The sequence below is a fragment of the Clostridium mucosae genome, from assembly GCF_024622765.1.
In the GTDB taxonomy this organism is placed as follows: Bacteria; Bacillota; Clostridia; order Clostridiales; family Clostridiaceae; genus Clostridium.
This window is the reverse complement of sequence record NZ_JANKAF010000001.1, coordinates 178112-192733: the sequence shown is the minus strand read 5'-3', so window position 1 is coordinate 192733 and position 14622 is coordinate 178112. Positions and strand designations below refer to the sequence as shown.

Here is a 14622-nt window from a genome sequence, read left to right as displayed (position 1 = left end):
TTTTATGCAAAAAAATATTCTATTAATTGAAGATGAAACTCGTATTAGATTTTTACTTAGAGATTATTTTTTAAAAGAAGGATTTAAAATTATTGAAGCTGCTGATGGAGATGAAGGGCTAAATTTTTTCATTAGTAATAAAATAGATCTAGTTATATTAGATATTATGATGCCAAAGGTTGATGGAATTACAGTTTTAGAAATGATAAGAAAGGTCTCTACAGTACCTGTTATATTATTAACTGCCAAAGGCCAAGAAGAAGATAAGTTATTTGGATATGAAATGGGCGCTGATGATTATATAACCAAACCTTTTTCACCTAAACTACTAATAGCCAAGGTAAAAGCTTTACTTAAGAGAACTTCTGAAGATACTTTTTCTGGTTCAAATGAATATAATGGGTTAACTATAAATAAATTATCTCATGAAGTTAAGGTAAATAATGAAGTCATAAATTTATCTCCAAAAGAATTTGAGCTATTATCTTACCTATCTGATAATGAAGGAATTGCATTATCCAGAGATACAATATTAGATAATGTATGGGGATTAGATTACTATGGCGACTTACGAACTGTTGATACAAACATAAAAAGACTTAGGGAAAAGCTTGGAGATAAATCATCCTATATAGTTACTGTTAGAGGAAGTGGATATAGATTTGAAGCACAAAGATAAATTTAGCATTTCAAAAAAATTATTTTTAATAACCTTTGGTTTAATATTTATTTTATTAATATTTAGCATGTTATTTCAAATTCTATTTTTTGAAGATTTTTATTTAAATAGAAAAGTAAAAGACATGATCAAGGAATCTAGTAAATTTAGCACTTTAAATTCTTATTATACTGATGAAAATATTTTAAATAAAGCATTGTTTAGATTCGAGCAAGAAACTGATTCCAGAGTTGTTATTCTTTCATTAGATGGTACAGTTAAATTTCTAGCTAATTACGGTAAAAATACAGATGACTTTCAAATTTTAACTGCATTTTATGCTGAACTTATCAATGATAAATATCTTATTAATGAAGTTTTAACTTCTGGTAAGCCACAAGCTAGCGTTTTTGAGAATAAGTTAAGTGGTACAAAAAAAATCGGTATTTTATCTCCAATGTCATTAACTTCTAAAAATGATTCAATTATTGTATCTGTTTCATCAATGCAACCTATAAATGAAGCTGCTGGTGTAACTAAAGAGTTTTATGTATATTTATTTTTAGGTTTTAGTATTATTGCAGTCTTCTTATCTTTTGTATATGCAAATTTGATTTCTAAACCGTTAATAAATATAAATAAAGTTGCTAAAAGAATGTCAGCAATGGATTTTAAAGCTAAATGTGAAGTAAACTCTGATGATGAAATTGGTAATCTTGCTATAACATTAAACTTTTTATCTTCCACACTTGAAAATGCATTAGATGATTTAAAACAAAAAAACAAAAAATTAGAGGAAGATATTGAAAAAGAACGTAAACTAGAAGAAATGAGGAAAGATTTTGTTGCAAGTGTTTCTCACGATTTGAAAACACCTATTGGAATAATAGAAGGATATGCAGAAGGCCTTAAAGATGGAATTGCTACTGGTAAAGATGCTTTAGTTTATCTAGACACTATAATTGATGAATCACATAAAATGAATAAACTAGTAACTAATATGTTAGAACTTTCAAAACTTGAATCTGGAAGCATAGAGCTAGTTTTAGAAAAATTTAATATACTTAGACTTATACAAAAGCTTATTAAAAGCTTCTCATTGGAATTTGATTCAAAAGATATAAATCTAGAATTAAAGACAGATTTTAAATATTGCTATATAATCGGTGATGTATTTCAGTTAGAACAAGTTATTACAAATCTTATAAGTAATACTCTAAAATATACTCCTAATGGAAAAAAAGTAATTATTGAGGTAAATAGTACTGACTCTTTAGTTAATATTTCCATTGAGAATAAAGGCGCGTATATACCTGAAAATGAGATTGAAAATTTATATACAAAATTTTATAGAATTGATAAAGCAAGGACTACTTCTAATAATAGTAACGGGCTTGGACTTGCAATTGTAAAAAGAATTTTAACCTTACATGAAAGTTCTTATTCTCTAAGTAATACAAATGATGGAGTTAAGTTTGAATTTACATTAAAAAAAGCTGATGATTCAGAAATAATATAAGTGATGAAACTTCATCCCTTATATTATTTTAAAAACTCTAATTCATAATATTATTTTCTTTATATTTTGTTATAAAAAAGTAGTAGAATTTAGACTTTCTACTACTTAACAATTTAACCTTCTATTAAGTTAAAATCTTGTATCTTCTTTATTTTTTTACAATATGGACATATAATTAAACATTCATCCTTTAACTCCTCGAAAGTGTATCCACATTTAGTACATGTACATTCTGATTTATTCATTTCCACATTCCTCCTTATTGTTATAATTTTCACCATCTGTTATTATTTTTATTCATCTATAAATAACTTTAAATTTATGATAGAAATTTTTCAGACTATATATTTCTATTCTTATTTTATATAAATATTCAAAAATTATTATAAAAATTTTTTTATTTTATTTCATACTTCCTATTTTCTTCTTATATTTATTTTAATATCATTTCTTATTTTGCTTCAACATAACAGTATAATTAACAAAAGATATTATACCAGATACTGGTGGATATATACACATCAATTTAAACAAAAATATCTCTCTTTTTCTACAAAAAATAAAGGAAATATACATTTCTGCATATTTCCTTTATCCGGACTTCTAAAATTTTCCAAGAACATAAAATTAACTATTCTTACTACTCAATTTCTAATTCTGTAGGTTTTTTTTCTCTTAAATTATTCATTATTTCTTCTTTTATTTTTAATAACTCTTCTGATTCATCAATAGATTTATTTTCTTGAATAGCAGTTAATTTTTCACTTAGCAAAAGCATAACTAAAGATTCAAAAGCATTTGATCCCTTACCTTCTCCTTCTGTTCCAGTATTTATAAGAGTTCTTGGCACTATATCAATACTTCCCTCTTTAATTGCATTTGTAAATGAAGTCATAACATCATTTATAACTTTATATTGTGGTCCTCCATAAGCATTTACTTGCTCTTTTGCAGCTATAGCTTTTGATATACCTACTCTTGCTTCCTTATCAGCGTCAGCTTCTGCAGTTATTTTTATTTTAAATGCCTCAGCTTCGGATTGCTTTTTAACTTTATAAGCTTCAGCTTCAGAAAGATTTTGTATTTTTTCAGCATCTTGCTTAGCCTTCATAAGCTCAGCTTTACCTTGATTTTCCTGTATCCTAATATTGATATCTGATTCAGTTAAAGTAGTTTGTTGTTTTGCAATAGCTTCTGCTTCCCTGAGTTCTTTTTCTTTTTCAGCTGCTCTTTGCTGAGTTTCATAAGTTTCAAGCTGCTCTTTTGCAATTTGTCTACTTCTTAGCTGTGTTAATATTGTCTCAATATTTGTATCAGCTTTAGAACTTCCAGGTGTTCCTATTAATACTTCTTCTAATTCTAAATTATAGTGTTCAAACTTTCCTTGCATTTCTAATGAACTTTGAGCTTGAATTTCATTTCTTTGTTGTATCAATTCTATTAATGTTTTAGTTTGTCCAATATTTTTAAAATATGCCGATACCATAGGATCTAATGTTTGATCTACTAGCATCTTTATATCTCCAAATCTTTGAATCACAAGAGGCGCCTTTCTGTAATCTATATGGAATACTACTGACAATGGTAATGTTGGTTCAAATGCATCCTTAGTGATTAAATTTACTTCTTTAAGATTTTCATCATATTTATGACTACCATTTTGGTTACTAATCCATTTTAATATAACGTTAGTAGTTGGTACTTTAATAATATTGCCGGCATATGTGTTAAATGCATATTTACCAGGCATTAATGGTTCATTCCAAACCCCTCTATATCCCTTCTTAACTAATTCTCCATGTTTATAATCGTTTCCTGAAAAATCTTCTCCTTTTGATCCTGTATATGAGACAACAACACCTACAAATCCAACTGGAATAACTATCTTAGGAATATATTCTACTGTGGCAAATAACCTATTTATAAAGTAAGTACCATCAGCTAAAACTTGATATTGTCTTCCCCTATATCCTCCTGCTCTTAAAAATGCATCAATATCTTGAAAATTATTATGATAATTTTCATCATTATGGTTATCTCCAACTATAGGACAAATTATATTTTCTGAACCTAATGACTGTCCATCATGCACTGTTACTATTCCTACTAAATCACTATTACCTTCAATTATAACTGGCTCAAACCCTCTTCTTTCAGAAATTAATCTAGACATAGTTGAAATAGTATCCAGCTCTTGTTTATTTCCCATCTTCAAATAATAAGTTTTATTTTCAGTAATAATCACAAATTGTGCGAGGTTAAAAGCATAAGTACCTTCTCTTACTATTCCTCTTTGCGGACCTTTTTGTCCTCCATTTTCTAAGAATCCTCTTACATCCTGAAAGTTGTTTCCCTCTTTAACTACATTTCCTAAAGTTTGTGTTGCATCTAATGGTTTACCATCTCTTGCAAAAACATATGCAATTTTTCCTTGAGGTATTGTTACTAAAGGAACTATATGGACTTTATAAATAAATGGCGTCCTAAAATGAATACCTCCTCTTAGCAATGCAGGCTGATATCCCGCTTCCCCTTTCAATGCAATTATTTGCTCCTTTAATGAACCTTTTGTAGACCACCATTTTTCCACAATACCAACCTTATCATTTGGAACTATTCTAAATCCTATAATCCAAAATAATAATATTATTCCAAGGATTATAGCTATTACTTTAATTCCAAGTAAAATCATTTCATCCATACCACACCTCCGATATTTAATAAGAGAATTATACCAAATATTGGTTTATAAATGTATATTCATTTTGAACAAAATATCTTGTATTTTCTATGAAAAAAAGCAAAAGAAATAGGTAGAAATACCTATTCCTTTTACTATCTAATTATTACATTAGTCTTTTAAATTCATCTTTCCTAATAGTTCTGCAAAAGGATTATTTAGTGGCTCTTCCGCTTCCTTTTTCATCTTCTTCATTATGTTGTTTACTTCTTTTTTATTTACCTTATCAGACTTAGAATTAAATCTTTTATTAAATACTGAAGCTTTTTCTCTAAATGTACAATTGGTATTTGGGCATACATATATTTGCCCTTCTCCATGTCCTCGAAGTTCTAATTTCTTTTTACATTCTGGACATCTTGCATTTGTATTTCTACTTACATTTTCTCTATATCCACATTCTCTATCTTGGAAAACATTCATAACTCCATTTTTACCTTTTACCTCTAAAAGGTATTTGCCACAATTAGGACACTTCTTACCTGTTTTATTGTCATGAATAAATTTACTGTTAGTTCCTTTTATAGCTTCTATTAATGCTACAGCATAGTTTCTCATTTCTTTTATAAATAAATTAGAATCTTCTTTTCCTTTACTTATTCCATCTAATCTCTTTTCCCACTTTGCAGTTAATAATGGTGATTTAAGCTCTTTTGGAACTAAATCTATAAGCTGTCTTCCCTTAGATGTAGGTATAATTTCTTTACCTTTCTTTTCTATTACAAAAGAATTGAATAATTTTTCTATTATATCTGCTTTAGTTGCAACAGTTCCAAGTCCACCTGTTTCATTTAATGTTTTAGCAGAATCTTTATCTACACTAATATATTTTTGTGGGTTTTCCATAGCTGATAAAAGAGTTCCTTCATTAAATCTAGCTGGTGGCTTAGTTTGACCTTTACTTAAATCTACTGAGTTTATCTTTATTAACTTATTTTTAATATTACAAAAATCCCCACAAGTTTTGTGATGATTTTGTAAGAAATCTTCTTCTCCTGTCTGGCTTATATGTCTTTTATAAATGATCTTAATAAGTTTATTGATTCCTGAGTATCACCTTTATCGAACGTCTGTATACACCACACAACATCCTTACAATTATTATTAATTTTATTAACTATATCAATTAAATTAATATTTCCTTTTCCTATTCCCAGATGAGCATCCTTATCTCCATAATTATCATGTACTGCCACATAACTAATATATTCCTTCATAGTTTCTACCCAGATATCTAAAGAAAGATTAGATATATAATTAGCATGTCCTATATCAAATGCAAATCTAAAATATTTTGAATTAATATATTCAAATAACTCTTTTAATAAGTATGGGCTTTCATCCCAAACATTACAATATAAACAAATAACATTTTTCTTTTCTGCATATTCTATTATTTCTTTCCAGAATTTCATATTTCTTTCTAGCCACATTTCAGAATAAAAATCAAACTTAACTAAATTATCAAAAGTAGTTGAAAACATTACATACTTTATATTATATTTTGATGCTAAATCTATTTACAGTTATTTGTCTTATTTTCGGATCGCCTGATTCTGGTTTAATATCACGAATAGGTCCCTCCAAACATTGAATATTTAATTTATTTTTTCTATTGAATGCTGATTCAAGTATCTTTTCTGCATCTAGTATTCTTTCAGGAAATATAAAATCTGATATTTCTACAAAATCATATTTTTCTAGTTTTTCTATACATTCAAAATCTTTTACATCATAATTTACACCTATCTTCATTATAATTATCCTTTCTATTATTTTATTATCATTGTTTTTTTATTTTGTCATGATAGAAATAATATTTACAATCTATTTCTAATGATTCTAAATAGTTATTTAAATCTTTCTGATAGTTCTCCCAATAGCTTAAATCCTTTTTAACATAAATATTATTATATAAATCCATTAAATAAGGATAATTCGTACTTATAAAATCTAAGACTACCTTTTTATGATTTCCTCTTAGATTCAAATTTTCAAAGCAAACATAATCAGCATATTCCTTAACACTATCCACTATCTTTTTACAATCTGTTATCCCTGGGAAAATTGGAGATATAAATGCATATGTATTTATATTATTCTCATGTAATACCTTTAAAGTATTAATTCTTTCATCAACTGAACTTGCACATGGTTCAATTTTTTCTCTAAAAGTATCATCTATAGTATTCATAGAGATTCCTACTTTTATATTTTTAATTTTTTTTATTATCTTAATATCATCTAACATATTTTTAGACTTTGTTAATATTTCAATATTTGCCTCTGAATCTACTAACTGTTCTAGAACCATTCTTGTTTTTCTATATTTTTTCTCTATAGAATTATACGGATCAGTAACTGAACTAATTAGTATAGTTTTTTCTTCCATATCATTGCACTTAATATCCTTTTTAGCATCTTTTACTATTATATATTCTCCCCACTTTTCTGAACAACGAGCAAATCTATTCATAAACTCAGCATAACAATATATGCATTTATGCGTACATCCTATGTATGGATTAATTACATAATCAGCATCTGGCAATTTTGATTTTGTCAATAAATCATTTACTTCTCTATTATATAGTTTCACTTTACACCATTCTTTCTTAAACATACTTAAAATAATCTAATTGTATGTTTTCAACATAATCATATGGTTTAATTCTTTTATAATATTCTTCATTAAATATTATTTTTTCTCGATTCATACCACTTTTTCTATTATCGTACATCCACAATACTAAAGGAGTTACTTTATATAAATAATTATTCTTATCCCTTAAATATTCTCCATAGTAAGGAAACTTCTCTAAATATTCTGCTTTTATCTTTTCATATTCTAAACTATTCTTACCTATTTTTACGCATCTTCCATGTATTTGTATATTTCCTATAGTTAATGCAACTAACTTATTAACATTTATAAATTTACATTTTGTAGTATAATTATATGCTCCAAAATAAATACTAAAATTTTGAGATAAATAAAACACTACCGCATTATCTATAAATACCCCATTAAATGTAGCAATCGAACATAACTTTTTCTTTTTTAATGTGTTAATTATATATTCATTCATGTATACTCCTTATTTATCTCCCTCTAAACAAATTTTATTTACGCTAATAGCTCCGCCTATAAAAATTACCACCATTAACGCTGCTAGTCCACAAACTCTGCTATATGAGAATATAAATCCTACAATTGATAACACTACAAAATTTAATGTTAATACTAAAAATGATATTATCGATAAATAAGTTGAACGTACTTCATCCTCAATTTCTTTATTCTTTATTAAAGTTAATGGTAAATTTCTTATAGGACCTACTATTGAAATTAATAATAATCCTAAAATTATCAAAATATTATTATTTGATATCATCAGCATTACTGAAAATACTAGAAGAATCATAGAATTTTTAAGCACAAATCTATTGTTAGTCTTTTCCAAAATCTTGTTAGCAAAAAATTGTGCTACTGCAGTTATTATTGTAATTAACGTGTATAAAACTCCAAATAACTTTATATCAAATCCATTTCTATTTAACATAGTTTGTGTAAGAACTGGTATATAATATTGTAGTCTCCCACATGCTTCATAAACAACTATAAAAATTGATTCCTTCTCTAATAAAACCTTACGCAAACAAGAAAAAAATATTATTTTTGCTTCATTTGAGCCTTTACTTATATCACTTTTAAGTTTTAAAAATATTGTACAGATGAACGAACAAAACTTAAAAATAAATGTTAAGATTATTAACATCCTATATGTATCGCCATTTGCATTCTTAAGTATTGTAGAATTAAGCATCCCTGCTATTATTGGCGCAATACTAAAGCCTGCATAAAAGAAAGAAAACTGTGCTCCTAAATTAAGGTTAGTTCCCTTTACATCTTCTACTATTATTGCATCTGTATTTCCAGAAAAGAAACTCCATCCAACTGCTTCAACTAAATATATAATAAAATACATAGGAACACAGTTAGAAAAAATAAGTAAAAAACTTGAAAGAGCAAAACATCCCATTGCAACAGATAATGTTTTTTTCCTTCCAATGCAGTCACCTATTATTCCTGTTGGTATTTCTAATACTGCACATCCTATTGGAACTATTAAATTTAGTAAAGAAATAATCTGTACTGGAACCCCTTTTGTTGTGAAATATACGGTTTCTATTGGAGCAAATAAACTCAAATTCATAAATATGGATACAATTAATAACATTTTTACATTTCTTGAGTACTTCATTTGCTATTCTCCTTGTATGATATAGATATAACATTTGATAGAAAACTTAATGTATTTCTAACGAGCATTAATTCATATCATTATTTTAATATTCATATTTTTAAATATATCTCGTCTAGCATCTTCCGATGCAGAACGCATATATTTTGTAATAATGGTTTTCTATTTAAATCCATTTTGGGGCCTAACCAAATTAAATATATTTTAGTATAATACTCCTAAATAGATGATAGATGTAATCCTCCTGGGAAGCTTTATGAGCCTATACCCGCAAATTAGCGTATCTTTCCATCAGTTAGATTTCTATGTTTAGCTCTGGTTGGGTTTCCCTTTGGGAATTACCCATGTCACAAACAACGTTATAGGCTAACTGATAGATTTGAATTTCTATTCTATCTCTAAACTAAATTTAAAGGAGATATTTACAATATCTAAATTTTTTAATAGTCCTACAGTAGGAATTGATGTTTCAGCAGATTTTTTTTATGTTGCAATACTTGCACCTAACGGAGATGTTTTCAAGAAGCCATTTAGAATAAAGAATGATGTTAATGGCTTTAACAACTTATTAAAAGAAATAAAAAAAGTGGAAGAAGAGTTTAATATGAAAACGGCCATTTTCATGGAGTCCACAGGTGTGTACCATTTATCTCTTTTCCACTTTCTTAATAAAAACTTCGATAACACATTTGTTATCAATCCACTTGTTACTAAGTGTAACAAAATGTGGATGTACGAAAAATGAATTTTCTTTTTAGTTTTTCAATCATTTCTTCATCTACAAATCTACCTGAAATACTAATTCCAACATTTTCACTACAAAGTTTTTCTGATGCATATTCAATTACATCAAGGTTAAGAGGATCTATCAATAAATCTCCTCCTGAAAAGTCTATTCTATATTTTCCATATTTTAATTGATCTATTATTTTTATTTTTTCTTCATATGATAGTTCATTATCATACTTGAATTTAGGATCTTTATTTACATTTACTTTTTCCATTCCTCCTGTGCATTTTGCTGCAACACAACAGAATCTACAATTCCAAACACAGCTCCTTGTTAAATTCCATATTATAGTTTTTTGACATCTTATTAACATTACCCCTCTTTTCTAATATTTATTACAATTTTTACTTGTTTTCTATTTATTATATCATTGATTTATTTATTTGCTAACTAGAACTTTCTTGCATATTTTTAAATAAATATTAATTTTTTCAATATTTATTTAATTTAATTAAAAAGTCATTGTTCTTTTATACTTTTTTTACTCCTTAATGCATTATTAATTCAGATATTGAAAGATAAAAGATAAAATAAACGATATCATATTATAATAATGACCAAAATAGAAAAATTAAAATCTGAAAAAAGCCGTACAGAAATCGAGTCATCTTCTTTTTAAAACTCGCAGAAATAGAAAGGATGCGGTGCTAAATTTAGTTCGTCACGAATATATTTAGCAAAGAATATTTTAATAATAATATATATCATTATGTTATCTATATATGCAGAACTAAATAATTTTGAATATTTTTAATTATATTTATTTTATTAAATTACATACTATTTTTCATTTCATCACTTTATTAAATTTGTTAAAAATCCAATTTATAAATGATTAATAAATCTTCATAATTTAAAAATGCCATAAATAAACATTTGAATGTTCATTTATAGCATTTAATTAAAGTTTTATCTATTTAATTTTTCCAAGTAAAGCTGAAAATGGATTATCCTCAGCAGAAGTCTGTTCAGCTTCCTTTTTCATCTTCTTCATTATGTTATTTACTTCTTTTTTATTTACCTTATCAGACTTAGAGTTAAATCTTTTATTAAATACTGAAGCTTTTTCTCTAAATGTACAATTGGTATTTGGGCATACATATATTTGCCCTTCTCCATGTCCTCGAAGTTCTAATTTCTTTTTACATTCTGGACATCTAGCATTTGTATTTCTACTTACGCTTTCCCTATAGCCACACTCTCTATCTTGGCAAACATTCATGACTCCATTTTTACCTTTTACCTCTAAAAGATATTTACCACAATTAGGACACTTCTTGCCTGTTTTATTGTCATGAATAAATTTACTATCAGTTCCTTTTATAGCTTCTATTAATGCTACAGCATAGTTTCTCATTTCTTTTATAAATAAATTAGAATCTTCTTTTCCTTTACTTATTCCATCTAATCTCTTTTCCCATTTTGCAGTTAATAATGGTGATTTAAGTTCTTTTGGAACTAAATCTATAAGTTGTCTTCCCTTAGATGTAGGTATTATTTCTTTACCTTTCTTTTCTATTACAAAAGAATTAAATAATTTTTCTATTATATCTGCTCTAGTTGCAACAGTTCCAAGTCCACCTGTTTCGTTTAATGTTTTAGCAGAATCTTTATCTACACTAATATATTTTTGTGGGTTTTCCATAGCTGATAAAAGAGTTCCTTCATTAAATCTAGCTGGTGGTTTAGTTTGCCCTTTATTTAAATCTACTGAATTTATCTTTAATATATCTCCTGTATTAAGCTTTGGAAGCACTTGATCTTTTAAATCATCTTCTTTTGAATTATCATCTATTATTTCTTTATCATATAAGGCTTTCCATCCCTTTGATTTTATAACTTGCCCCTTTGCAACAAGATTTTCTCCATTTATTTCTGCTTTAATGTTTGTTTGTATATATTCAAATGGAGGCATTAAAACACTTAGAAATCTTTTAACTACAAGGTCATATATATGTCTTTCCTCTGAACTTAAATTACTTAAGTTTGGCTTTTGTTCAGTCGGTATAATTGCATGGTGATCGCTAACTTTGCTATTATCTACAAAGCTTTTATTAGCACTTATTTTTCCCTTTAATATTTCAGATGCTGCCATTCTATATTCACCAATAGATATTGCTTTTAATCTCTCTGGAATAGTTGAAACAACATCTGTAGATATATATCTAGAATCAGTTCTTGGATATGTTAATATCTTATGATTTTCATAAAGCCTTTGCATTATTGATAAAGTTTGCTTTGCTGAATATCCCCATATTTTATTTGCATCTCTTTGAAGCTCTGTTAAATCATATAAAGCTGGTGAAAACTTCTTTTTAGGAGTTTCTGTTATAGATGTTACTTTAGCATCATGTCCCTTTAAGTTATTTAAAATCTTATTTGCTACTTCTTCATTGAAAATCCTTAAATTATTATCACTATTCATCCACTGAAGTGATATTCCATTTGCTTTTGCAGATATAGTATAAAAGTCTTTTGGTTTAAAATTCTTTATTTCATCTTCTCTATCAACTATCATAGCTAAAGTTGGAGATTGTACTCTTCCTGCTGAAAGTTGCGCATTATATTTGCATGTCAAAGCTCTTGTTGCATTAAGTCCAACTATCCAATCAGCTTCTGCTCTACATACTGCTGCCTTATATAGGTTTTCATAGTGGATTCCAGGCTTTAAGTTCTTGAAGCCATCTAATATCGCCTTATCAGTTTGAGATGATATCCATAGTCTTTTTATAGGTTTTTTAACTCCTGCCTTTTCTATAATCCATCTTGCTACAAGCTCACCTTCTCTACCAGCATCTGTAGCTATTACTATTTCTTCAATATCATTTCTATTTAAAAGCTTTTTCACTTCATAAAATTGCTTAGATGTCTTTTTTAAAACTGTTAGCTTCATATACTTAGGTAACATTGGAAGGGTTTCCATGCTCCAAGTTTTATATTTTTCATCATAACCTTCTGGATCTTGAAGACCAACCAAATGGCCTAACGCCCAAGTTATTACATACTTACTTCCTTCAATATATGATCCCTTATTTTGATTACTTTTTAGAACCTTTGCTATATCTCTACCAACAGAAGGCTTTTCTGCTAGTACTAATACTTTTCCCATATTATTAAGTCCTTTCTCTTTTAAGAGTTCTATTTTAACTCTTAACAAAATCTCTATTTATTTTCTTTTATCTAATTAAACTATATCTAATTTATAATATTCTGTAAACCTTCTTTAGTTAAACATTAGATATTCAAAGTATATTTATTATACAAAATTAGTAAATTGTTATATTTAATGATATAATAAATGATAAAAAACATAGGGGGAATATCTATGGTAGAAATATTGAAATTAATAGCTAGCATTATTAATGACTTACATGATAAAGTTTTAGATATTGTTAGCATAGCTGGATATCCATTAAATGACAAACAACTCCACTTTATATTCATGGCTTTAATAGGAATTATCATATTTGGAATAACACAAATTTTATTTAAAAAACTTGCTAAATATAGCATTACAGCAATATCTTTTATATATACATTAACAGTAATGATAGTTATAGTTTTTGCTATAGAAATACAACAAAAACTAACAAATAGAGGTAATATGGAATTTGCTGATATTGCTTATGGCTTATATGGTTTTATTTATATATTCTTTGTCTATTTACTTGTAAAACTTATTGTAATATCAATAAAGAAAATATTTAAGAAATATAAAAAATAATTATAGGCTTTTTCATACTAACTTATAGTATTGAATATCACTTTAACATATAATTTTTATAAAGGGCGTCGCGTTTCGCGACATCCTTTTTAACCATTGATTTTACTTACTTAAAGAAGCTTTTAAACTTAAATAGAAGTTTATGTCTATTATCAATTACCTAATATTAATTCTAAATAAGTCCTCCATCAACTTTTATAATTTGTCCAGTTAAATATTTGCATGAATCATTACATATAAAGGCTACCAATTTTCCAATTTCGTCCGTTTCACCAAATCTCCCCATTGGTATCTCCTCTTCTAATTCACTTCTTTCATCTTCTGATAAAAATGCATTCATTTCTGTATTAATTACTCCTGGCGCAATTGCATTGACTCTTATTCCCATTGGCGCAACTTCCTTAGCAAGTGATTTAGTAAATAAATTTATTGCACCTTTTGAAGTAGAATATATTACTTCACATGAAGCTCCAACATCACCCCATATAGAAGATATATTAATTATATTTCCTTTCCCTTTTGAAATCATATGTGGAAGTACATGTTTACTTAAGTACATAGCTCCAAGAATATTTATTCCCATTACATTATCTATATCCTCTTTTGAAGAATCCATAAATAATCCTATAGTAGATATTCCTGCATTATTTACTAATATATCTATTTTCCCAAAGGATTCTATAACATAGTCAATCATTTCTTTGCTCATATCATAATCAGATATGTTACACTTATATAATTTACCATATCCTCCCAATGCAATTATTTCTGCTAATGTAGTTTCTGCACCATTATCATCTTTTGAGTAATTTATAATTACTGTTGCTCCTTCTTTAGCTAATTCAACGGCGATTGCCTTTCCAATACCACGTGATGCACCTGTAACTAATGCTATTTTTCCTTGTAAGTTTTCCATCTTTTTCTCC

The 14622-nt window shown here is 27.2% G+C and carries 12 protein-coding genes and 3 pseudogenes; 4 read left to right on the top strand and 11 right to left on the bottom strand.

Annotated elements, in window-relative coordinates:
* Window positions 1-4: 4 nt before the first annotated feature.
* On the top strand, window positions 5-679 hold the full coding sequence (locus NSA50_RS00945) for a response regulator transcription factor (RefSeq protein ID WP_195265547.1): 675 nt from the start codon (window positions 5-7) through the stop codon (window positions 677-679).
* Entirely contained in the window at window positions 663-2177 is a 1515-nt protein-coding gene (locus tag NSA50_RS00940) for a HAMP domain-containing sensor histidine kinase (protein ID WP_257442285.1), read from the top strand. The genes NSA50_RS00945 and NSA50_RS00940 overlap by 17 nt, the downstream gene beginning before the upstream one ends.
* A gap of 113 nt (window positions 2178-2290) precedes the next feature.
* On the opposite strand, the gene NSA50_RS00935 is transcribed toward NSA50_RS00940, so the two are convergent.
* The 8 genes and pseudogenes from NSA50_RS00935 to NSA50_RS00900 all read right to left on the bottom strand — a co-directional run bounded on the left by NSA50_RS00935 (window position 2291) and on the right by NSA50_RS00900 (window position 9182).
* Window positions 2291-2422 (bottom strand): hypothetical protein, encoded by a 132-nt coding sequence (locus NSA50_RS00935; protein WP_257442284.1) that lies wholly within the window; start codon window positions 2420-2422, stop codon window positions 2291-2293.
* A gap of 395 nt (window positions 2423-2817) precedes the next feature.
* Entirely contained in the window at window positions 2818-4878 is a 2061-nt protein-coding gene (locus tag NSA50_RS00930; protein WP_257442282.1) for an SPFH domain-containing protein, read from the bottom strand.
* A gap of 150 nt (window positions 4879-5028) precedes the next feature.
* Window positions 5029-5856, bottom strand: a pseudogene (locus tag NSA50_RS00925) (DNA topoisomerase); the annotation flags it as partial.
* Window positions 5857-5921: 65 nt separating this feature from the next.
* Window positions 5922-6401, bottom strand: a complete 480-nt coding sequence (locus NSA50_RS00920) for a sugar phosphate isomerase/epimerase family protein (RefSeq protein ID WP_257442280.1) — start codon at window positions 6399-6401, stop codon at window positions 5922-5924.
* Window positions 6402-6414: 13 nt separating this feature from the next.
* A complete protein-coding gene (locus tag NSA50_RS00915; RefSeq protein WP_195428450.1) occupies window positions 6415-6672 on the bottom strand; it encodes a hypothetical protein in 258 nt (85 codons plus the stop codon).
* A gap of 28 nt (window positions 6673-6700) precedes the next feature.
* A complete protein-coding gene (locus NSA50_RS00910; RefSeq protein ID WP_257442277.1) occupies window positions 6701-7540 on the bottom strand; it encodes a radical SAM protein in 840 nt (279 codons plus the stop codon).
* The gene (locus NSA50_RS00905) at window positions 7533-8006 is read right to left on the bottom strand and encodes a hypothetical protein (RefSeq protein WP_257442275.1); all 474 of its coding nucleotides are present in this window, start codon (window positions 8004-8006) and stop codon (window positions 7533-7535) included. Before NSA50_RS00905 ends, NSA50_RS00910 begins: the two co-directional genes overlap by 8 nt.
* Window positions 8007-8015: 9 nt before the next feature.
* Complete coding sequence (locus tag NSA50_RS00900) at window positions 8016-9182, bottom strand: MFS transporter (RefSeq protein ID WP_257442273.1); 1167 nt, start codon at window positions 9180-9182, stop codon at window positions 8016-8018.
* A 427-nt stretch (window positions 9183-9609) separates the two neighbouring features.
* On the opposite strand from NSA50_RS00900, the pseudogene NSA50_RS00895 reads away from it, so the two are divergent.
* Window positions 9610-9926, top strand: a pseudogene (locus NSA50_RS00895) (IS110 family transposase); the annotation flags it as partial.
* Window positions 9927-9943: 17 nt separating this feature from the next.
* Here NSA50_RS00895 and NSA50_RS00890 read toward each other — a convergent pair.
* Window positions 9944-10285: pseudogene (locus NSA50_RS00890) on the bottom strand (radical SAM protein); the annotation flags it as partial.
* 600 nt (window positions 10286-10885) lie between these two features.
* Window positions 10886-13081, bottom strand: coding sequence for a DNA topoisomerase III (locus tag NSA50_RS00885; protein ID WP_257442266.1), 2196 nt, complete (start codon window positions 13079-13081; stop codon window positions 10886-10888).
* A gap of 216 nt (window positions 13082-13297) precedes the next feature.
* On the opposite strand from NSA50_RS00885, the gene NSA50_RS00880 reads away from it, so the two are divergent.
* Entirely contained in the window at window positions 13298-13696 is a 399-nt protein-coding gene (locus NSA50_RS00880) for a hypothetical protein (protein WP_195265555.1), read from the top strand.
* Between the two features lie 172 nt (window positions 13697-13868).
* Here NSA50_RS00880 and ymfI read toward each other — a convergent pair whose 3' ends face one another.
* Window positions 13869-14612 (bottom strand): elongation factor P 5-aminopentanone reductase, encoded by a 744-nt coding sequence (gene ymfI, locus NSA50_RS00875; RefSeq protein WP_195265558.1) that lies wholly within the window; start codon window positions 14610-14612, stop codon window positions 13869-13871.
* Window positions 14613-14622: the final 10 nt, after the last annotated feature.